At 34.9% G+C, this 22906-nt stretch carries 10 protein-coding genes; 8 read left to right on the top strand and 2 right to left on the bottom strand.

Features of this window, described 5'->3' with window-relative positions:
• The first annotated feature begins 14 nt into the window (after window positions 1–14).
• From UABHE_RS00405 to UABHE_RS00370, 8 genes are all read left to right on the top strand, one after another.
• On the top strand, window positions 15–965 hold the full coding sequence (locus UABHE_RS00405) for a hypothetical protein (RefSeq protein ID WP_372368144.1): 951 nt from the start codon (window positions 15–17) through the stop codon (window positions 963–965).
• A 15-nt stretch (window positions 966–980) separates the two neighbouring features.
• Window positions 981–3842 carry an excinuclease ABC subunit UvrA gene (gene uvrA, locus UABHE_RS00400; RefSeq protein WP_372368143.1) on the top strand — a complete coding sequence of 954 codons (2862 nt, stop codon included), beginning with the start codon at window positions 981–983 and terminating at the stop codon, window positions 3840–3842.
• A gap of 153 nt (window positions 3843–3995) precedes the next feature.
• A complete protein-coding gene (locus tag UABHE_RS00395) occupies window positions 3996–5063 on the top strand; it encodes a hypothetical protein (RefSeq protein WP_372368142.1) in 1068 nt (355 codons plus the stop codon).
• 54 nt (window positions 5064–5117) lie between these two features.
• Window positions 5118–6089, top strand: coding sequence for a hypothetical protein (locus UABHE_RS00390; protein WP_372368141.1), 972 nt, complete (start codon window positions 5118–5120; stop codon window positions 6087–6089).
• Window positions 6090–6142: 53 nt separating this feature from the next.
• Window positions 6143–7231, top strand: a complete 1089-nt coding sequence (locus UABHE_RS00385; protein WP_372368140.1) for a hypothetical protein — start codon at window positions 6143–6145, stop codon at window positions 7229–7231.
• Window positions 7232–7477: 246 nt separating this feature from the next.
• Entirely contained in the window at window positions 7478–10594 is a 3117-nt protein-coding gene (locus tag UABHE_RS00380) for a DUF1570 domain-containing protein (protein WP_372368139.1), read from the top strand.
• Between the two features lie 47 nt (window positions 10595–10641).
• The gene (locus UABHE_RS00375; RefSeq protein ID WP_372368138.1) at window positions 10642–11949 is read left to right on the top strand and encodes a HEAT repeat domain-containing protein; all 1308 of its coding nucleotides are present in this window, start codon (window positions 10642–10644) and stop codon (window positions 11947–11949) included.
• Window positions 11950–11955: 6 nt separating this feature from the next.
• Window positions 11956–13137 carry a serine/threonine-protein kinase gene (locus tag UABHE_RS00370; protein WP_372368137.1) on the top strand — a complete coding sequence of 394 codons (1182 nt, stop codon included), beginning with the start codon at window positions 11956–11958 and terminating at the stop codon, window positions 13135–13137.
• 12 nt (window positions 13138–13149) lie between these two features.
• Here UABHE_RS00370 and UABHE_RS00365 read toward each other — a convergent pair whose 3' ends face one another.
• Together UABHE_RS00365 and UABHE_RS00360 are read right to left on the bottom strand one after the other, a co-directional pair.
• Complete coding sequence (locus UABHE_RS00365) at window positions 13150–13854, bottom strand: RNA polymerase sigma factor (RefSeq protein WP_372368136.1); 705 nt, start codon at window positions 13852–13854, stop codon at window positions 13150–13152.
• 203 nt (window positions 13855–14057) lie between these two features.
• Window positions 14058–22892 (bottom strand): amino acid adenylation domain-containing protein, encoded by an 8835-nt coding sequence (locus tag UABHE_RS00360; protein WP_372368134.1) that lies wholly within the window; start codon window positions 22890–22892, stop codon window positions 14058–14060.
• Between the last annotated feature and the right edge of the window lie 14 nt (window positions 22893–22906).

Here is a 22906-nt window from a genome sequence, read left to right as displayed (position 1 = left end):
TAGTGAGAAAAATAATGTCAGAGAATATGGAACAAAAATGCCAACGCTTTCAAAAAGCGCTGGATATTTTTATAGAACGTGTAGAGAAAGATAAATGGATTCAGGCAGTGGTCCTTATCGGAGAAATTTCACCACAAACTATTTGGTCTAAAGAACATTTATTTTTGTGGGTTATTGAGGTTGATGGGGTAACGAAACGCCGTAAAAGCGATGGTGGAGATGAACGCCTTTTCCGTACTTACACGGAAGAAGATATTAACATAGTCATTGAACTCATTCCACGTACGCGTTTTAAACTCATGGTAGAAGGAAATTCGCGCACGGCTTTTACTCATAATTTCTTTGCAAAACGCATCTTAGTTCATAGTAAAGATTCTTCTATTGATCGCTGGTTTCAACAAGCCCACCAACTAGCAACTTCCGACCAAGAAACTTCACTAATGATTGCAACAACATGGGTAATCCAACCATTAAAATATATCGATCAGTTAATACACACCAAAAAAGATATCGAATTAGCACGTCAAGAGCTTCTTGGAGTTGCACACAGTTTAGCGGCAATTGAAATTATTTTGCGCGGCGAAGTATACGAGCATCAGCCCATTTACAAAGCAATAGATTACAATCCGCAGTTATTTGCAACTGTCTACCAAGAAATATTAGGACGACAACGCTCGATGACTAAACTAAAAAAAGCCTTACAAGCTGTGCGAGAATATCTAGAACAAAATCATCAGCACTATTTACGTCCTATCATAAAATTTTACCAAAATAAACCGCATATTGTGCCACTATCGCAAATCTGCGATTCTTTCGCCCACACCCAAATCTATCCATGGCACATCGTTTGTGTTTGCGAATGGTTGTGCAACAAAGGTTTTTTAGAAAAAATATCATTGCCGATTCGCATCACTAAAAAAAGCATAACCGATGTAGAAGAACCAGCGTACCAAGTGAATAAGTAAAAATGTGGAGATAAAATGGAAAAAATACTATCTGTGCGTGGGGCACGAGAAAACAACTTAAAAAACATTGATGTCGAGATTCCACGCGACAAACTCGTTGTCGTTACGGGAGTAAGTGGTTCAGGTAAATCATCTTTGGCTTTTGATACTATTTACGCAGAAGGACAGCGACGTTTTCTAGAATCAATGTCCTCGTGGGCAAAAAGATTCGTGCAACAGCTAAAAAAACCGCAAGTAGATTTTGTAAGCGGTTTGTCACCTGTTGTTTGTATCGATCAAAAAACCATCACCAAAAACCCTCGTTCTACCGTTGGAACAATGACTGACATTTTAGACTACTTGCGGATGTTATATGCAAGTATAGGAACTCCTAAGTGTCCTGTTTGCGAAGAACCTGTCGAGGTATGGAGTTTATATCGTATGATGGAACATATACTCTCCCTTCCCATGGGAACAGAGGTAGAAGCACGTGTTCCCGTATTAAAAATTTACAATGAAGACTATCCCTATCTACTAGAAACTATACGCGCTAGTGGTTACAGAAATATACGCATTGATGGCAAACTCCAAGACATTGGTAATGAAATTGAGTTGGACGAGAGCCAGAATTATTTTATTGAAGTCATTGCTGATGTTTTTACTGTACAAAAAAACATCGACAAGCAAATAATTGCTTCACTAGAACACGCCAATCAAATAGGCGCTGGTTTGTTTAGTTTTCATATTATTAGTAAAATTACCAAAAATAAACGCGATGAGTTCTACCGCGCTTGTGGCTGCAAACAGCATTTCATTTTATCTTCAGAAATGCATCACGGCTGGTTTACATTTAACGACGCCGCCGGAGCCTGTAATACTTGCTCTGGACTTGGAACTTCTATGCGCGTTCATACTCCACTTCTTGTTCCCGATCCATCGAGATCTTTACGTAATGGAGCCTTCGTGAAAGAAGCGCTTAACTGCGACAAGAATACTTGGGGGGGACGCATTCTTGAAAGCTTAGCAAGCCACTACAAGTTCAGTCTAGATACACCATTTGCAAAATTGAAAAAATCGGTTGTCAACATTTTATTCTACGGAACCAACGGCGAAAAACTTCCCATTGTAATACCGCAAGGAGCAACGCAAGGACAACACCATGAAGGAAAAGAAGTTAGTTACCGAGGTATCGCAATTGATATAGAACACAAATACAATTGGTACCGAAAATATGGTGAAGCCAGCAACTGGTCCGAGGAATACTATCGCAAAATTATGGTCGAGCAACCTTGTCCTGATTGTAAGGGAACACGTTTAAAAAAGCAGAGATGTCTTGTTACTATTGACAACAAAAACATCTATCAAATCGGCGAAATGCCACTTGAAGAACTTCACTCCTTTATTCAAAATATCAAAACCGAAGATAAACACTTACAAATACTACAAACCATACAGCGCGAAATTATAGGGCGTTTAGATACCTTAATCAATATCGGACTCAATTATTTAAATTTAAATCGTCGCTCTGCGACACTATCAGGTGGCGAATCTCAAAGAATAAGATTGTCTTCGCAAATAGGTTCTGGGCTTATGGGCATGTTATATGTTTTAGACGAACCAAGCATTGGTTTACATGCTAAAGACAATGCAAAAATGATCAAAACTTTGCGCCATTTAAGAGATATAGGTAACACTGTTATTGTTGTTGAACACGATGAAGACACAATTCGCGCTGCCGATTATATTGTAGAGGTAGGACCAGGGCCTGGTGTTCATGGTGGTGAAATTGTAATGAGCGGCACGGTAAGTAAAATGATTAAAGATAACAATTCCATTACCGGGCTATTTTTAAGTGGTAAAAAACAAATTTCATACCCCAAAAAGCGCAACAAAGGCAACGGAAAACACTTAGAAATTAAAGGAGCACAACACAATAATCTCGATAACCTCGATATAAAAATTCCCCTAGGAAATTTCACATGTATCACCGGCGCTTCTGGATCAGGCAAAAGTTCTCTTATTCACGAAACGCTGTACAAAAAACTATATTCACTGAAATACGATAGCCGCGTTCTTTCTGGTAAACACACAAAGTTCAGTGGTCACGAACATGTAGATAGTGTCATTCATATAGATCAGTCTCCTATTGGACGCACCTCGCGCTCAAACCCTGCAACATACATTGGCTTTTACGACAATATCCGCAAGCTATTTGCATCAACAGACACTGCCAAAGAAAAAGGATATAGCGCGTCACAATTTAGTTTTAATGTCAAAGGCGGACGATGCGAAGAATGCAAAGGCGAGGGAATGATAACCACAAAACTAGCATTTATGCCCGACGTAGAGACCACATGCCCAAATTGCAAGGGAAAACGCTACAACGAAGACACCCTAAGTGTCACCTACAAAGACAAAAACATTTTTGATGTGCTAGAAATGTCTATAGAAAAAGGGGTAGCATTTTTTGAAGACAACAAACTCATTGCCAAAAAACTCAGCGTTCTCAACGACCTAGGACTAGGTTATTTAACAATCGGTCATCCTGCAACTATACTATCAGGAGGTGAAGCGCAAAGAGTCAAATTAGCAGCAGAACTGGCGAAAAGCAAGCGCGGCAAACACAACCTATACATCTTCGACGAACCAACAACAGGTTTACATTTTGCTGACATCCAAAAATTACTAGACTGCTTACGCGGTTTTGTCGACAAAGGTCACAGTGTTATTGTAATCGAGCACAACCTAGACGTCATCAAAACCGCAGATTATATAATAGACTTAGGTCCTGAAGGAGGAGAAAACGGAGGAAGAATAATGGCCAAAGGAACGCCAGAACAAATAGCAAAACAAAAAAAATCACACACCGGACAATTTCTAGCAAAACTCCTAAAATAGAAAATGAATAATCATTAGACGTGAGTGTCTTAAAAAGAAAAGCTATCTATGTTGATGTTGTAATGGAATATGACATTGATCCACTACACTAACAAGAAGTCTATGAATTAATGACAACTGCTTTCATAGGACGACATAAAAGGAGTAAACATAATGCGCACAATATTTTTTCTTACTCTAGTATTTTCAATTGTCTGCAATGCACAAAGTAACATTGAAATACAACTAGACATCACTCACGACGTATTACCACCAAAAAATTTACCACCTTACACTGTGAGTATAACCAGTAACACATTAACCAAACAATTACAAAACAAAGATACAGTTGCTGCGGGAATCTACGACATTACAATTTCACAACCAGGATATAAAATCCAAGTAATCAAGCAACAATTGCTAACAACATATCCTTTTGTTATCAAAACAACTCTGATAGCAAAAAAGAGACAAATATCATTTGAAATAAATCCTTATTATAGTAACGTTTTCCCAAGAATTTTTGATGTAAAGAATAAGAAACAAATCTCTTTCTCTATTACCAAACCACAACAGCCGTATTTATACGTTTGTCATCTTGTTGATGTGCACAGTGTGATCAACGTAAAAACAAACACCAAAGTAGAATTTCGCGATACTTTTCAACCAGGAGAACAAGTACACTTTCTTGTACAATTTATAAAATACAAAACCGTCGAAATTATTGATGTTGTTCCTCCAGGTGAAGGCCCGTACATCATTCCTGTACCTCTGAAAAAACTAAAGCCATTAGAATTTACCATACGCAAAAACACTCAAATAATAGATGGACTTACATACCAATACAAATTCACTACTGACGGTAAACCACTAGAAGATATACATTTAAAAGTAGAGAACGGTATTGGACGTTTTTACTACACAATAATGATCGATCCTGATGCTAAGGTTTTTCGCGCTTTCATAGGACACTCCTTTTTAGAAAGAAGCCTCAAAAAATTTCGAAGTGGTATGAGTATTGGCCGACCTGAATATTTATCTGTTCCTTTGTTTATAGATCACTGCAGTAAGTTCAAAAAACAACAAGCAGTAGACATTATCAATAAATTTCTAAAAGGCTTTAGAAACCGTAAAAAGCTACGGAATTGTTCTCAACAGGAACTACAAAAATTAATCGACTACTTACGAACTCTAGCTGATAACGATCTAGAACAAAAAGTTATGAATATCTATTCGAAGTAGGCAATAGTAAGATCGAAAAAACAGGGACAACAAATTTAAAAGGAGTAAATCATAATGCGCATGATATTTTTTCTTACTCTAGTATTTTCAATTGTTTGCAATGCACAAAGCAACATTGAAATACAACTAGACATCACTCACGACGCATCACCACCAAAAAATTTACCACCTTACACTGTGAGTATAATTAGTAAAACATTAACCAAACAAAACAAAGATACAATTGCTGCGGGCACCTACGATATTACAATTTCACAACCAGGATACAAAACGAAAGTAATCAAACAGCAATCGATAACAACATCTCCTTTCGTTATCAAAGCAACACTTGTTGCAAAAAAGAGACAAATATCTTTTGAACCTAAAAACTATACGATGGCTTGTATTGACGCGCACAGTGTGATCAACGTAAAAACAAGCGCCAAAGTAGAATTTCGCGATACTTTTTGTTCAGGAGAACAAGTTCATTTTATTATTCGATTTAGTACATACAACACTGTCGAAATTGTTGATGTTATTCCTCCAGGCGAAGGGCCGTACATCATTCCTGTGCCTCTGAAAAAATTAAACCCTCTAGAATTTACCATACGCAAAAACACTCAAATAATAGATGGACTTACATACCAATACAAATTCACTACTGACGGTAAACCACTAGAAGATCACCATTTAAAAGTAGAGAACGGTATTGGACGTTTTTATTACACAATAATGATCGATCCTGATGCTAAGGTTTTTCGCGCTTTCATAGGACACTCCTTTTTAGAAAGAAGCCTCAAAAAATTTCGAAGCGGTATGAGTATTGGCCGACCGGAATATTTATCCGTTCCTTTGTTTATAGATCACTGCAGTAAGTTCAAAAAACAACAAGCAGTAAACATTATCAACAAATTTCTAAAAGGCTTTAGAAACCGTAAAATGCTAAAAAATTGTTCTCAGCAGGAACTACAACAATTAATCGACTACTTGCGAACTCTCACTGATAACGATCTAGAACAAAAAATTATGAATATCTATTCTAAGTAGGCGACAACAAGATCGAAAAAACAGGACAACAAATTTAAAAGGAGTAAATTATAATGCGCATGATATTTTTTCTTACTCTAGTATTTTCAATTGTTTGCAATGCACAAAGCAACATTGAAATACAACTAGACATCACTCACGATGTATTACCACCAAAAGACCTACCACCTTACACTGTGAGTATAACGAATAAAACGCTAACCAAACAATTACAAAGCAAAAATACAATTGCTGCGGGAATCTACGATATTACAATTTCACAACCAGGATATAAAACCCAAGTAATCAAACAACAACCGATAACATCATCTCCCTTTGTTATCAAAACAACTCTGATTGCAAAAAAAAGACAAATATCTTTTGAAATGGTTGCTTATTCTTATAGTAACGTTTCCCCGCAAAAGATTTTTAATGTACAAAATAATAAGCAAATAGCTTTCTCTGTTGTCAGACCACAAGCACTATTTTTATGCTCTTGCCTTGTTGATGCACATAGCGTGATGAATGTAAAAACAAATGCTCAAGTAAAATTTCGCGACACTTTTCAACCAGGAAAACAAGTACATTTTATTATTCAATTCGCAAAATACAAAACCACAGAATTTATTGGCGTTATTCCTCCAGGAGAAGGTCCATATATTATCCCTGTAAAACTAAAAAGACTAACCCCACTAGAATTTACTATACGCAAAAATACTCAGATAATAGATGGAGTAGCATACGAATATCAATTCACCACTGATGGTAAACGATTTGAAGATCATCACATAAAAGTAGAGAAAGGTATTGGACGTTTTTACTACACAATAATGATCAATCCCGATGCCAAGAATTTTCGTGCTTTTATAGGTCATTCTTTTTCAGAAAGAAGTATGAAAAAATTTCGAAGTGGTATGAGTATTGGTCGACCTGAGTGTTTATCTGTTCCTTTGTTTATAGATCACTGTAATAAGTTCAAAAAAGAAGAAGCAATAGGTATTATCAATAAGTTTTTAAAAGGCTTTAGGCACCGGAAGATGCTTAAAAATTGCTCCGAGCAAGAATTAAAACAATTAATCAATTACTCGCAGACTCTATCTCCTAACTTAGAACAAAAAATTAGAAATGTCACTCAAAACAGTAAAAATATAAACAAGAAGTAAACGATGATGCGTATACTTTTTGTTAGCCCGATAGTATTGTAATCGTAGCCGTTATATATTTTCGGTTACAACACGAATTCTCCAATATAATGTTTTAATTGATGACAGGCCCCAAGCTTTTAAGATAAAATAAAAAATATGTCACATTCTTCGTTATTGTTAGTGATAGATATGTAACGGCAGAATTTCGATATACGAGAACATGATATTTGTCAATATCAATGTGTTCTAAAGCTAGGAGCAGACATGATCATCTATGGTACAAAATGTATAGAAAAGACAATTAAAAAAGGTTTATTTCTATGTCCAACGTGTTGCAAAGATCAGAAATATAGTCTTGTTGGAGTACATAAATATTTTACTTTATATTTTATTCCGATTATTCCTCTTGGAAAAATAAGTAGTCATGTAAAATGTGGGCATTGTTGCGTAACATTTGATAGAAAAGTTCTACGTTCTTCTCGCATCAAAGAAAAAAGCAAATCAGAAATATCGCAAGACTTACAGACTGAAAGAACTCACTTTATATGCCATCATTGTAATTTAGAGTCTAGTTTTCAAAACGATAGGATTTCGTTTGGGAAAAAAGCGAAATGTCGACATTGTAATAATTTGTTTGTCCTTAGTCAGGAAAATAAAGCTCAAAAAAGCTACAAAGTGCCAAAGGTACAAAAACCAAACAAAAATATCCGACGCCAGAAATTAAACAGCCAAAAAAAGAACACCAAATATTTTGTCGCTGCTGGTGCTTTTGTTATTTGTTGTGCCTTTTTTTTCAGTTATATTTCCAAAACAGATATCAAAGATCTCAAAACAAAGATGATGTCTCCAGTACTCACTCAGCAGAAAAAAGCTCTTATTGCATCACAGTCTATTGATAAAAGAGCCGCCCCTATCTTAATGATGGGCCTAGATAGCGAATTTGAAGAGATACGAAGTCGATCCAAGAAGATGTTACAAAGGTTTGATAAAGCAACTTTAACGCCTTATTTTAAAGAGTTGTTACGTACAAACAAAAAACCTAACGGTGTTTTTTTCGAGGCTATTCGCGAATTAAAAATGAACACTTTGCGTTATGAACTTGAAGAAATGCTGTCTTCTCAAGATAAGCAAACTAGTCAGGAAGCAATACATTGTCTGGTCAACATATTTATTGAGTACCAAAGAAAGTATGAACTTGTAGAAAACCAGTGGCAGCGAAAATTAAATCCAATTCCCGAGCAACAAAAGAAACAATCAAGTAAGCCACTCTCAGCAAAACATAAAAGAAAAAATGCCGTTGATAAACTGGCTAATTTCAACCACACAGAATTTATAAATGCCTATAAAGACATAATAGCGAAATATAGAGAATCATCTATAAAAATAAGATCAAATACTCTTGTTAAGCAATTAGAATTTCGCGAAGAAGTGACCAATAATCTGTACAAAGTAGACAAGTTGGCATTGTCTTTACTACAAAACATTTCTAAAAATCATCGTTCTAGTTTTTGCAAATCGTATTTAAGCGTGTTGCAAAAAGCGAGAGTTCTCAATTCTTCTGATACTGAAAAAATAATTACACACTGGAAATCTTTTTTAGACGTAAAACAGAAAATACATGTTCTTTGTAAAAACTTTTCGAGAGTAACACTTGTTAATGCCAAAAAACAAATAGAAGAGTCTTTCTCTGAAAAAGGTTATATTGTGCAGTTTTTAAAACAAAAAAGCCAAAATTACCTTGCTCTAAAAATGAGACAAGTAAAAACAGGCAATTGGCAAAAACTACAAAAATACCGTATTTTTTGCGTTGTCGATAAATGGGAAAATGGCAAGCGTATTTGGAACGATGTGATTTCTTCATCTAGATATATAAATTTTTCAACTATAAAAACGCAAGAACAATTAAATAAGCAAGTAACAGCGAGTTTTATCCAAGAATTAAACAAGTGGCAAGTTCAACAAAAGCGAAAACTCATTCGTCTTAAAAAGAAAAAAATAATCAAAGGACGATCCTTACAAGTAAACCTCGATAAAGTTTTTTTAAAAAATGGAACAACAAAAGAAGGTTTAATCATACAAGAGAAAGACGATGTGTTGTTTCTACTAATTTTTGATGAAAAACTCAAAGAAAAAAGCACTAAACGTTTGGTAATGAAAAAAAATATAAAATCTATTCGAAAAATTTCACCAGAATCTCGCGCACGTAAAATTAGATATTTAGATCGAATGGCCAAAAATGACTTTAGAAAAAAAATCAATTTCGAAAAAAGTGACTGGAAATTTGGTGAAGGTGAAGCATTGTTTTATGAAGGTGAGTACTTTCAACTTTTTTGCAATACACCATTAGATTTTTCGCAAGAAGTTGCCTTTCGTGTAGATTTGATTTTTAAAGCATATAAAAAATTCTTTTTCATCAAAAGCGACACGAAAGAAAAGGTAAAAATTTATGTGTTCAACTCCATGGAAGAATATTATAAATCAATTGATCATGCTTTTTCTAACCCTGCTTTTTTTCTCCCGCAAAGTAACTATATCGCCGCTGGTTGCAACGTAGATTCTTACCAAAAAGTAATAGAAAAATTAAAAAACGAAAATGAAGAAACTTTAAAAAACATAAAAGAGTATCGAAAACACATTAAATCTACGAAAAAAGAAATCACAGGAATAAGACAAGATACTTCCAGAAAACTAGAAAAAATGTTCCAACAGAAAAACATTACATTAAAAGAATATAAAAAAAGGCACCGTAAATTACTTGATTTAATTCAAGAAGAACGAAAAAAATTATACGAAAACCAAAAAGTAGTTAAATCGTTAGAAGACAAAATAAAACTTTACAACTATAAAAATAAGCAAATTTTTTTAGGTTATATCGAAACAATGATTGAAACTATTTATCACGAAGCCTTTCATGCTTTTCTACATAATTTTATGTTCACAAAAAAATTAGCGTTGGAGGCCCCTCGGTGGTTAAATGAAGGGTTAGCCCAGCTTTTTGAGGATTCTCTTTTATTGACTGACGACCTTGTTATTGGTAAACAAAATAAAGATAGAATACGATACTTAAAAAAGTTTATTGAGCACAATGAAACTATTTCTATCAAATCACTCGTTACCGCAGGAGCTTCAGAGTTCTTAGTCCGAACAAAAAATAATTTAGAACGTTCTAATTTAAGCTATATTCAATCTTGGGCGGTTACATATTACATTGCAACAAGGTACAACCTCAAAAAATCAAATATATTAAATCATTATGTCTATGACTTATGGCAAGGTGTACCACCAGTAAAAGCTTTTGAAAAATTAGTAAACCAAGACATCGAGAAATTTGAGGCTAGTTGGAAACGCTTTATGCGCAAACAAATAAAAAGCCTAAAGTAAAACAAGTTTTATGATCTAAAATCGCAATAGAATTTGGAGTTAAGTAATTGAAAAAAAATCCTTTGCAACTTGTACCAGAAAGTGAAATATCCAAAGTGTGGAACTTTCGTTGCCCATCGTGTTCTCAAGATTGCTCTATTGACAAAAATACAAATATTTTACGAAAAAAAATACGTTGCGACAATTGTGCCCAAGTATATTCACTAGTAAAAGAAAATATGATATTGTCTGAGACTTTAGATTATGAAAATGACGAAACGCAACAACTAGAAGAAATGGTTTTCGATACAAAAACAACTAAAAAAACAATAAGAAAATCACGAAGTCGCTTAAATGAGTTAAAATACCACAGTTCAACGATGCCTTTTTTCTGCTTTTTTTTCAGTATTCTATCTTTTATCCATGGACTGAACTATTTTTATAACCCTTCTAAAACCCATCTTTTAGGAGTAAAGTTTATTTTATCGTGGATAACTATTTTTATAGGTGTGCGTTTTTTTGATAAAACTAGAAGCATTAGCAAACTAGTCATAATAGGGAAATTTTTATGCATTATTGCAAATCCATTTTTTTCGACATTTTTTTTGTTATCACTCGCCTTTGCAAGAAGCATTCGCTACTACTTTGCTAAATTTACCAAGAAAGCAACTCTCCTTCAAAAAAATAGCTTAAAGTTTATCAGTTATTTGGCTTTAATGAGCCTAGCTTATTTGGGAATATTTTATTTATTTCTTGTGGCAACTCCAAATGATTACGAACGTCGCGATGAGTTAAAAAATTTAAAAGGGACTACAGAATTTTTCAACCAATGTTTAAATCTAATGACTTCGCGAATTGAAATTATTAGGCAGTTTTCTACTGTTGATTGGAACCTACAGAGCGCAGAATATCCTCACCTGGTATTTGAATTAATCAACCATCCCTCTGCTGCAAAACAAGCATATGTTATTCGAACTTTAGGTAAACTAAGATTTCAAAAAGCGATGCCTGCTTTGATTCAAAAACTACAAAATAAAAATAATAGCAAAATTCAAAAAGCGATTATTGAAACTATTTTGCTGTTAGAGATAAAAGAGAAAGAAAAAGATAGCCTTTATTCTTGGTTAGACCAATGCGAGACTTGGGAGTGTATTTACTTTTTGGAATATGTTATAAAATACTTTCCTACAGATAACAAAAAGTACTATGCTGATTTTATTTTACCATTATTGAGGTATTTAACTTCATTTGCCAACACTCATGTTAGCGACGGCGCACAGAGAGCAATCGAAATTCTCGATTCCAACGTTGATCAAAAACAACGCGAAATTCATCTATCTGCTTTTGCTAAAATTAAACTTTATTTTTCTAAGTGACGCAAAATGCGAGAAAAAAATAAAATAATTAAAGATCGTTACCAATTAAAAAGAGTAATTGCACGAGGAGGAATGGGCAAGGTTTTCGAAGCTTACGATTTAAAAGAAAACCGTCCCGTAGCTCTAAAACTATTAGAATTGAATGGACCTCAAGCAATACAGCGCTTTCATCGAGAATATGAAAGTCTTTGTAAAATCAACCACCCAAATATAGTAAAAGTCTATGAACGCTTTTGTATAGAAAATCGCTTTTTTCTTGTTATGGAATATGTTCGCGGAATATCACTTCTGGAGTTTATTCGCAATCCTCGCTATCATAGAATAACACGCCAAGAGCAATTAAAAATGTTTATCGATTTATCCGCTTCTATAGTGGAAATCCACAAACTTAATATAGGTCATCGCGACATCAAACCAAGCAATATTATCTTGAATCTACGCTCCAAATCTATAAAGTTAGTTGATTTTGGTTTAGCAAAACAAAAAGCCATTGATATGACACTTACTGATGCAGGTGCTCTGATTGGAACCCCTTCCTACTTAAGTCCAGAACAAATAAATGGTGACTGGTCGACAAAAAGTGATGTTTTTTCACTAGCTCTTTCTTTGTACCAATTTATAATTTGGCTTGACCACTCTCCTTTTCAGGGAAGTAGTAAAATCAATACAATGATTAATATACAAAGTAAAAAATTGCCGATATTAACTGATGCTATATCTCAAGAAGTAAAATGGTTAGAGCTTTTGTCCGATGTTATAGAAAAAGCAATGCATAAAAAACCAGAAAAAAGAATTTGTATGTCGCAATTTCACCAAGAACTCAAAAATATATATCGTCAGTCAACTACAAAAAAACAGAATAAAAATATAACGAACGCAAAAATATTTTTTAAGTATTTTTGGCTAGTATTACTTGTAATGTGTTGTTTTATTTCTACATTTTTTATTACAATTTTGTGTATTGCTTTACCGGTATGGATGATTTCTTATCATGTAGAAGGAGCCATTTTAGATCCGCAAATGGAACTTACCTACAGTGGAAAAAAACTAGGGGTAATTTGTTTTGGGTTAGGAATATTGTATAGTTGTTTATTAATGGGCTATGCGCGTATTTTTATAGGAATTTCCGTAAGCTCTGTTGCCTTTTTGCTTTTTTGGGATATTAATATTATTCGTCGTTCTAGGTAACTGTTTGTTATTTTAAACAGATAAACTTGTAAAATATTGTAATTCTTGTTGTTGGTTTTCTTCACCAATAGCAAGAAGCTCTATCTCATTGCAAATTTGTTTTTGGAATCGCTCCCATATTTTGACATTTCTTTTTTTCCATTGTCTTGCTGCTGCCCTTGCATTTTCAATATTATTAGAAGACACATCTATGAGATTTGCTAAAATCTCAGATGGTGGCCATTTCCCATTTGTCCAAATCCAACGGAGAACTTTGCGTTGTTTTTCAGGAAATTTTTGTAAAACCTTGTTAACAAGTGTAGAAAAAATTTCAGCGGATAAATTCTCTGAATAATCAATATCTTCATTTGCCGAAACTAACTCTAAATTTTTTTGCTCGTACTTTATTTTTTTGTTGTGACCTTGCCAAAACTGCCAAATAGCATCTTTAACAACTTGTTTTAGCAAAACGCGAAAACGTATTCCGTGTTGTCTTTGAAAATTCCAACGAAACCCTCTTTCATAAACCTTAGATGCAATATCTTCTACATCATGAATTTGTAGTTGTCCTCTTGTTTGCTTCTTTATATAAGAAAGAATTGCATTGTGGTATCGGAAATAAAAATTGCGCCAGCACTGTTGGTATTTTTTATGCTCTGGGTTTCCTAAATGCTTAATATCGTCAGCGTGAGTTGAAATTTCATCTAATTTTTCTAAAAAGCTTTTCTCTTTAGTCATTAGTTTTATTCATCCGTTACAAGAAAAGTACTATAAACAGTTAACAACTCTGGATTACTTATAATAAGCCGAGAGTTTAAGATTTCTGATATTATCAAAACTCTAATAATTTGTACATTGTTTCTTTGCTAGGACCTGTGTTCTAGTCATAATTGTCAGTAACATCATTACTGTAAATAAAGGTAAAAACAAATCAACATTCGCTAATCCAGTAAATGCTCCTCAACAATCTCACTTGTCTTTTCAGCAAAAATAGGGCGAGCAACGTCTTTGTGGATGGTTCCTTCCACTTTGTAGCAAATCACTTCTTTTGCTAGCCCTCGTAAACGTTCCTCAGAAAATTCGCCCTCTGCTTTTTCCGAACGAATATAGATGATTGTTCCATTATAATTTTGTGGATGGTAGTCATCGCGAATAATACGCAATCTATCGCGCATTTTTTTACGTAACCGCATTCGTGGATCGGAGATTTTTTTTGTTTGCCTGTTAATATTACTTTTTATTTTCTTTATTTTTTGCGAAATAAACTCAAAATCACCGCAAAGTAAATGCTTCACAAACTCCACAACCTTTCGCAAATTTTTAATTTTGCGTTGACGCTTTTTTTGTTTATGTTTCGCTCTAGATTTATAATTTTTCATTCCAGGAATATTAATAGAATCCATAATAAATACAAATTTTACGTTTTCTCCTTCATCTTGTAACTGTCTTGCGACCTCAAACGCTACAAGTCCTCCCATACACATTCCTCCTATGACATATGGTCCATCAGGCTGAACGCTACGAATATTTTTAATATGATAACTCGCTGTTTTCTCTATAGAAGAATAGGGATCTAACTCTTCTGTGCGAATTGTATATGCCGTTACTTTACCATCAAGAGATTTACATAGATGATGATAACTAATAGGATCAACATGCGCTGAATGAACGAGAAAAATTGGTTTATTTGATGTTTTATTATTCATACAAATAACAATATCTTTATTTATATCCATACCTCCATTGATATTGTCAATTGCTTGCGCAAGTTTTGCAACTGTTGGATTTGTTAACATCAAATAGAGAGGTAAAGTCTTATAATCATCTTCGTCTAGTCGCAAAAATTCGCGAATCTTGCTCATCACTGTAATAACAAGTAACGAATGTCCACCTAAAGCAAAAAAGTCATCTGTTATTCCTATTTTTTCGACCTTTAGTACTTCTTGCCAAATACGACATAACGTTTTTTCCATCTCCGTTTGCGGAGGCACATACTCTTTTGTCACAATTTCAACATCAAGAGCAGTTAGCTTTTTCTTGTCTACTTTGCCGTTAGAATTCAGTGGTAGTTTTTCCAAAATAACAAAATGAGCTGGAACCATATATCCAGGTAGCTTTTGATGTAAAAAATCATTAAGATCGTTCATATCGCAACTATTATTTACGACAAGGTAGCCAACCAAAAATGATTCTTCTTGTTTATTTTTGTAGACAACTGCATTTTCAAATACCAAAGGATACTGCTCGATCGCCGCCTCAATCTCTCCTAATTCAACGCGTATTCCGCGAATTTTTACTTGAAAGTCTTTACGTCCAGTAAATAATATTCGACCATCGGCCTGTAAATATCCCATATCTCCAGTACGATATAAACGCTCCTTTTTATTTTGTAAATCTGTAAATGCTTCCTTTGTTATTTGTGGTTGGCGCCAATATTCAAGCGCAAGGTGCTCACTTTTAATAGCAATTTCACCATAAATTTCTGTAGGTTTGCCTTGTTCATTGAGCAAAGTAATTTCGGTATCCTCGACTGGGTAACCAACGGAAACACTATTTCCCATAATCTGTACATTATGATCAATAATATTTTGTAGCGTAACCGTTGATTCTGTTGGCCCAAAACCGTTCACAAATAAACATTCTCTGCCAAAATGTCTTTGATAGAGTTCAACATCTTTTTTGTATACAGCTTCTCCACCAAGAACAACCAAACGTAAATCGGCAAATTCTTCATCTCGGAGAGTACCAACAAAATGGCGGTATACAGTTGGTGTAGAATGATAAACAGTGATTTTATTTTTTACCATCCACGAACCAAGATTTTCAATCCCTTTGTTTTTTAAATCAAATAAATACAACGAAGCACCACTTAACAAAGCGCCGAAGATATCCATAATAGAAGCATCAAAATTGTAACCTGCTATCATCATCAAGCGATCATCACTTGTTATCTTAAGATTGTTCACATAATTGCGAATAAAATGCAGTACATTGCGATGGTTCTGCACCACTCCTTTAGGAATTCCGGTTGATCCAGAAGTATACAAAATATACGAAGTAGTATCAGCGGAAACAATGTCTTTGTTACTTAGTTCATCTATATTTACTTGCTGCCCTAATTCATCAATATTAATAACAGTTGTAGAATATAATTCTCGCGCTTTGTCGACATGAAAGTCTTCCGTAATAATAGCTCTGATATCGGCATCCGCTACAATATCTTTTTGTCTTTCACTAAAGTAGTGAGTTTCCAAAGGAATATATATTTTACCAGCCCTCAGAACCCCAAGTATTGCAATAATCATATTGGTATTATGGGAACACAAAAGAGCTACGCGATCTGGCGCATCTCCTAGCTCTTTTTTTAACACATATGCTAGATCATTTGCTGCATTTGCCAACTCTTTGTAAGATAAACCTTTATTATCAGTATTAACCGCTAGATTTTCAGGAAATTTCTCTACTTGCTTTACATAACGACTATATATAGATTGCTCAATTTCTTCTTGTGTAAATTCAATATAATTTTCATTGACCGGTACAAGAGCAAGACCTTTATTTAAATGAGTTATAGGTGTGCTTTCTCTCATTTTAAGTTGAGTAATTTTTTGCTGAGGGCTACGAATAATCTCTTGTAAAAGAGCCACAAAATGATCCGCCATACGCTCTATAGTTTCTGGGAAAAACAAGTCGGTGTTATAGCGAAAGGTAAATTGCAATTTCTTTTGTTGTCGTACATAGAGAGTAATATCAAACTTGGTGGCATCTGATTTGCGTTTGTAATCAATAACTTCGATATCGTCAAAAGTATGTTCGCCACTAACATTTTCAATCATATTGAGCATTATTTGAAATAGTGGATTACGGCTCATATCACGCGTAGGATTGAGATCTTCAACAAGTTGTTCAAAAGGATAATCTTGATGAGTGTATGCTTGCAGGCATGTTTCTTTTACCTCTCCTAATAATTCACAAAAAGTCTTTTCATTATCAATTTGCGTTCGCAATGCTAAAGTATTGAGAAAAAAACCAATATTATTTTCAATTTGCCCATAATGCCTATTTGCAATAGGACATCCAACAATAATGTCTTGCTCTCCACTATAACGGCTCAATAAAATATTAAATACACTTAAGATAGTGATAAAAAGACTACAATCATTTTCCTCTGCTAATTTTTGCAATTGCTTCGTTCTATTTTCGTCAATATCAAAAGTGTAGTTTGCTCCGCAAAAAGATTGTTGGACTGCGCGAAGTTTGTCGGTAACAATGTCCAATGTGGGATAGTTATCAAACTGTTGCAACCAATATTGTTTTTGTTTTTCTATATTTTGTTGTTGTTGCCATACACAAAAATCGCCATATTCCACTTGCAATTCAGGAAGTTCTGCTGCTCGATTTTCCTTATAACTGTTATAAAATTCGCTAAGTTCTTCCCACAGAATTCCCATCGACCAAAAATCACTTATTATGTGATGTATTGTTATGTTAAAGATACAATGTTTATTTCCTATAGAAATTAACTGACAGCGAACGAGTGGAAATTCTGTAAGTACAAATGGCTTTTTTGCTGTTAACTCTATTATTTCTTCCGCGCGCTCATACGAGCAAGCATCAACAAAATCAATAGAGATGCCACTTGATGATATCTTTTGCACGACATCTCCACCGCGATCTACACATAAATATGTTCGAAGCGCTCCTTGGCGTTCAACTAGACTATTCCACGCTTTTTGTAAATACTCTTTGTTTACATCTCCACACAATTCTTTACTAAACGACATGTTATAAAAAGCGCTATCAGGCTCTAACATATATAAAAACCATAAACGCTTCTGCGCAGAAGAAAGGGGATATTCTTCTCTTTCGCATTTTGCTATCGCCGTAGCGAATTTTTGCGTTTTTTGTGAACGCTCAGCAATCTGTCGCACAGTTGGTATTTCAAATAAAAAACGTAGTGGTAAATCAAAGGAAAGTTCTTGTTTTATTCTACTAACAATCGTGATAGCCAACAACGAATGCCCACCTAATTCGAAAAAGTTATCATCAATTCCAATAGGCTGTACTTGCAAAACGTCTTCCCAGATCATTACTAACTTTATTTCGATCTCACTCTGTGGTGCAATATAGTTTTCTTTGCTTTGCGATTCGCGAGGAACAGGCAATGCTTTTCTATCTATTTTACCACTACTTTTAAGAGGCAACGCTGTAAGAGAAACAAAATGAGACGGTATCATATACACTGGTAAATACTCTGCTAGCCATGATTTTAATTGCGAAATAGACTGCTGTTTATTAAAAACAATATAAGCGACTACTTCTTTTTTCTCTAAAACTTCAGTAACTGTCGCAACAACATCTTTAACATTTTTGTGTTTTCGAAGCGCCGCTTCTATTTCACCTAGCTCTACACGAAAACCTCTCATTTTTATTTGGCTATCTATGCGACCTAAGAATTGAATGTTTCCATCTTCTAACTGTCTTGCATAATCACCAGTTTTGTACATCACTGCATTTTTCTTATATGGACAAGGAACAAACTTTTCTGCCGTTAAAGCTGCGCGATCTAAATAGCCGCGCGCAACATTACTTCCAGAAATATAAAGCTCCCCAATAACTCCTATTGGGACTGGTTGCAGGCTTTCATCCATAATATACGTTTGAGTATTATCAAGAGATTTCCCAATAGGTACTGTGGTATACTCAGTATCACAAGGGGTTATAGAATAAGTAGTTACTCCCACTGTCGTCTCAGTCGGACCATAATGATTAAATACTTTGCAACCTTTATTCACTAAATTCTGAGACCACTCCCAATCGCTGCTTTCTCCACCGAGAATTAAAACTTTTCTTGGCATTACCTGTTTAGAATGCTCATACAATGCTGCAAAATACTGCGGCGTAATTTTGAGCAAGTCCAAAGGTTGTTGTTGCACATAATGCGAAAATTTCTCGGCATTTAGTGCATACTCTTCAGGAATTAAATTAATCGCTCCTCCAGTTATTAAAGCTGCTACATGAGTAAAAACCGAATCAAAAGAAATCGATTGGATCATACCGTATGTCATTTCAGCTCTGAGGTTAAAGCGCTTTACTATTGCTGTTACATAATTCACCAGTTGTCGATGCTCTATCTGAACACCTTTAGGTTTCCCTGTCGAGCCCGAAGTATAAATAACATAAGCGAGATTTTTATCACTTACCTCTATGCCAAGATTACTAGGTAAGTATTTTGAAAATAAACTATCGTCGCGTAAGTCGATAATGGTCTCTATATTAAAAATGTCTTTGTACTCTGAAGTTGTTAATAATATTCTTGCATCACTGTCTTTTAGTAGATACTCAACTCTTTGCTGTGGATATGTAACTTCTATTGGAAGATAGGCTCCGCCAACTTTCGCTATTGCTAAAAATGCGATCATGACTTCGAAAGAGCGTTCAACTAATACCGCTATGATTTCTTCACTATTGACATTTTTTGTCTGCAATAACCTAGCTAATTGATTTGCGCGAGAGTTTACTTCGCGGTAAGTTTGATGTTCACTGCGAAAAATCAAAGCCGAAAAATCTGGAGTTTTTCGCACCTGTTCTTCAAATAGCTCATGAATAGTTAATTCTGTACAAGGCAGAGCATTTTGTTGCTCGCTATTTAATTGACTTTCTTTGCAAGATACCAAATTTAAACTCATCAGTTTTTGCATTGGATCTCGAATGATTTGCCTAATTAAATAGAGATAATGACTAGCAAAGCGTTCAATCATTTTCTCAGGAAAAAGATCAACAGCATACTCAACGTGTCCTTGTAAACCATTCTTCGTAGCAATAATTTCAAATGTCAAATCTGTGGCACATTTCCCAATGTCAACATTACTAGTTTGTAAGTCAATATTATTAATCTTCTCTGGCATTTCGCTGAAATTTTCAAAGATAAACAACGTTTGGAATAGGGGAGTGTAACTGGTACTGCGATGAACATTTGCGACGCGTATAATCTCCTGTAAAGGCGCATTATTGGCTAGGGCTTCTACTGTTGTTTCTTTCACTTGTTTTAAAAAACCCACAAAAGACTGGTCTTCAAATAAATCGACGCGAAATGGTAAAGTGTTAATAAAATTCCCTATTAGCCCTTCGACTTCACTACTAGTTCTTTCAGAAAACGGCACACCGACAACAATATCTTTTTGACGACTGTACTTAGAAATCAAAACACTATAAACAGCAAACATCGTCATAAAAATAGTAACTCCACACTCACTACTTAGCTGCTGAAGTTCACTATAAGTATCTTCAGTAAATTCGAAAAAACATTTTTTTCCGCGATAGGAAGGTACTTTTGGTCTTTGGAAAGGAGATATTTCAAGTAGAGGTGGATGTCCTTTAAGCTTTTGTTCCCAGTAAACAAGTTGTTGCGAAAAGTTTTGTTGTTTTTGCCAGTAAGCAAAATCACGATATTGTGCTTCTAACAAAGGTAACTGCGATTGTTTCTTTGTAGAAAACGCAGTGTATAACTCATCTAAACATTGGTAAAAAATCACCTCTGATCCAGCATCAAAAGCAACGTGATGAAATGTAGTGAGCAATAAATGATTTTCTTTGCTAAATCGCAATAATTTCACACGTACTTTCAAACCTTGTTGTAAATCGAAAACTTTTTGCCCTTCAGCAATCGCAATTTCCAATACTTTTTGTTGCTGCGTTTCTTGTGAAAATTTTTCCAAATCTACAATCGGCATTGGTAAAGAGAAATCGGACTGCGTTTGTTGAAAAGCGATATTTTTTTTTACATCAAAAGAGCTTCGTAAAACCTCATGGTATTTTACAACTTCATGTAAACTTTGTTCTAGAGCGTTCACATCCAGCAAACCAATTAAACGTACATTACTAGGACGATTATAAATAGGGGAGTTGGGATCAAGATGATTAAAATACCACATTCTTTCTTGAGAGAAAGATAGCGGTAATTGTTTATCTAAAATAGGAACTATTTGTTTTTTATTTTTTCCATTATAATTTTCGACAAAAATGGAAAACTCTTGAACAGTTGGCACGCGAAATAAAACACTAGGAGTAAGATCAATATTGAAAGTAGCATTTACACTGTTTATAACTTGTACACCAAGTAAAGAATCGCCGCCTAAAATAAAAAAATTATCATCAATTCCTATATCTTGTATTCCTAATACGTCTATCCAGATCTGCTGAATAGATTTTTCATTTTTGGTGGTAGCAACCACATGAGTACTTTTCAAAAGATGTTCTAATTTCTTAGCAAGCCCAATGCGCTGCATCTTTCCTGTTGGTCCAAGAGGAATTTTGTCAACAAATAATATCTGACTTGGCACTTTAAAATCAGCTATATTTTCAAAAGTAAAATCACGTATTTGTTGCTGAGAAAGGCTTTGTCCTTCGCGTAAAATTACTGCAGCAACAACATCTTCCCCTAAACGAGAATGGGGAACAGCGAAAGTCACAGCTTGCTGGATTTCTGGCATTTTCAATAGTACTTCGTCGACTTCACGAGGAGAAATTTTTTCTCCACCGCGATTAATAATTTCCTTTACGCGCCCTTTGATATACAAGTATTTATCTTCGTCAAAAAAACCAATATCACCGGTGCGAAACCAACCATTTGTAAAAGCACTTTCATTTGCTTGGGGATTGTTTTCATAACCATAAGTAACATTTTGTCCACGTATAACAATTTCCCCCTCTGTCTCCAAAGGCAACAAGTTTCCTTCAATATTCATAATCGCAACTTCTAGTCCAGCTGCCACTCCAACAGAGCCAGCTTTTCGCTTAGCTGGTGGTAAAGGATTACTCGTCATTTGATGAGAAGCTTCTGTCATTCCGTAGGCTTCTATAACTGGAACAGAAAAAGTTTTTTCTAGTTTCTCTAAGACAATAGGAGGCAGTGAAGACGACGACGAACGAATAAATCTAAGTGAACTACTTTTTGCCATGTGCTCATCATCGTCTGCTGCCATAAGTACCGCCTGATGCATGGTGGGAACTGCGCTATACCAAGTAGGACGATTCGTTTTTAACCACGAAAAGAACTGATTCATATCAAAACCAGTGGTGCAACAAACACTAGCTCCTGAAGTAATAGAGGAAAGTAGTACTCCCATCAAACCATGAATATGAAAAAGAGGCATGACATTTAAACAACGATCTTGTGCTTGTAGTTGTAAAGTTTCGCAAATATTTCGCGCAGAAGTACAAATATTATCCTGAGACAAAGGAACAATTTTTGGTCGTGATGTCGTACCAGAAGTGTGAAGAACAAGTGCAACATCTTGCGGCTCACAAAAGTCTACCTCCTTCACTTCAGCTATTTTTTCCGCAGACTGTTCGCGATATAAACGAAATAATCCTGGTTTTTCCAAATCGCTTTCAAGCTCGAAAATGGGAATTTCGAGATCCTTAGCAACCATTCTTGCCGGTGAAGGAACGCCTCTCTTTACAATGATAGCTTTGGCTTGTAAATCCGACAGATAAAAATGGTACTCTTTTTCTCTATATCCAGGGTTCAAAGGAGCGCTGGTTGCTCCACAAGAAATCGTCAAAAAAGACACAGCCATCTCTGGCCCATTAGACAAAACAATTGCAACGCGATCATTCCTGTTAATTCCCCACGATCTTAAGGTCGCAACACTGCTTTCAATATGCTGCAAAAGCTCTTTGTAGAGAATTTTTTTTCCTTCTTTGTCTAAGATACATTCAGAATTGGGATTGCAATTAGCATTGTTTTTTATAATATCATAAATATTGTTCATAAAAACTTTCTTTC

This window comes from Candidatus Uabimicrobium helgolandensis (assembly GCF_041508025.1).
Lineage (GTDB): Bacteria > Planctomycetota > Uabimicrobiia > Uabimicrobiales > Uabimicrobiaceae > Uabimicrobium > Uabimicrobium helgolandensis.
Note: the sequence above shows the minus strand (reverse complement) of the source record. Positions and strands in the feature narration are given on the sequence as shown.

Bases quoted from the DNA above. Each gene is read 5' to 3' on its own strand.
- UABHE_RS00405 (WP_372368144.1), top strand. From the start codon at position 15: ATGTCAGAGAATATGGAACAAAAATGCCAACGCTTTCAAAAAGCGCTG.
- uvrA (WP_372368143.1), top strand. From the start codon at position 981: ATGGAAAAAATACTATCTGTGCGTGGGGCACGAGAAAACAACTTAAAA.
- UABHE_RS00395 (WP_372368142.1), top strand. From the start codon at position 3,996: ATGCGCACAATATTTTTTCTTACTCTAGTATTTTCAATTGTCTGCAAT.
- UABHE_RS00390 (WP_372368141.1), top strand. From the start codon at position 5,118: ATGCGCATGATATTTTTTCTTACTCTAGTATTTTCAATTGTTTGCAAT.
- UABHE_RS00385 (WP_372368140.1), top strand. From the start codon at position 6,143: ATGCGCATGATATTTTTTCTTACTCTAGTATTTTCAATTGTTTGCAAT.
- UABHE_RS00380 (WP_372368139.1), top strand. From the start codon at position 7,478: ATGATCATCTATGGTACAAAATGTATAGAAAAGACAATTAAAAAAGGT.
- UABHE_RS00370 (WP_372368137.1), top strand. From the start codon at position 11,956: ATGCGAGAAAAAAATAAAATAATTAAAGATCGTTACCAATTAAAAAGA.
- UABHE_RS00365 (WP_372368136.1), bottom strand. From the start codon at position 13,854: ATGACTAAAGAGAAAAGCTTTTTAGAAAAATTAGATGAAATTTCAACT.
- UABHE_RS00360 (WP_372368134.1), bottom strand. From the start codon at position 22,892: ATGAACAATATTTATGATATTATAAAAAACAATGCTAATTGCAATCCC.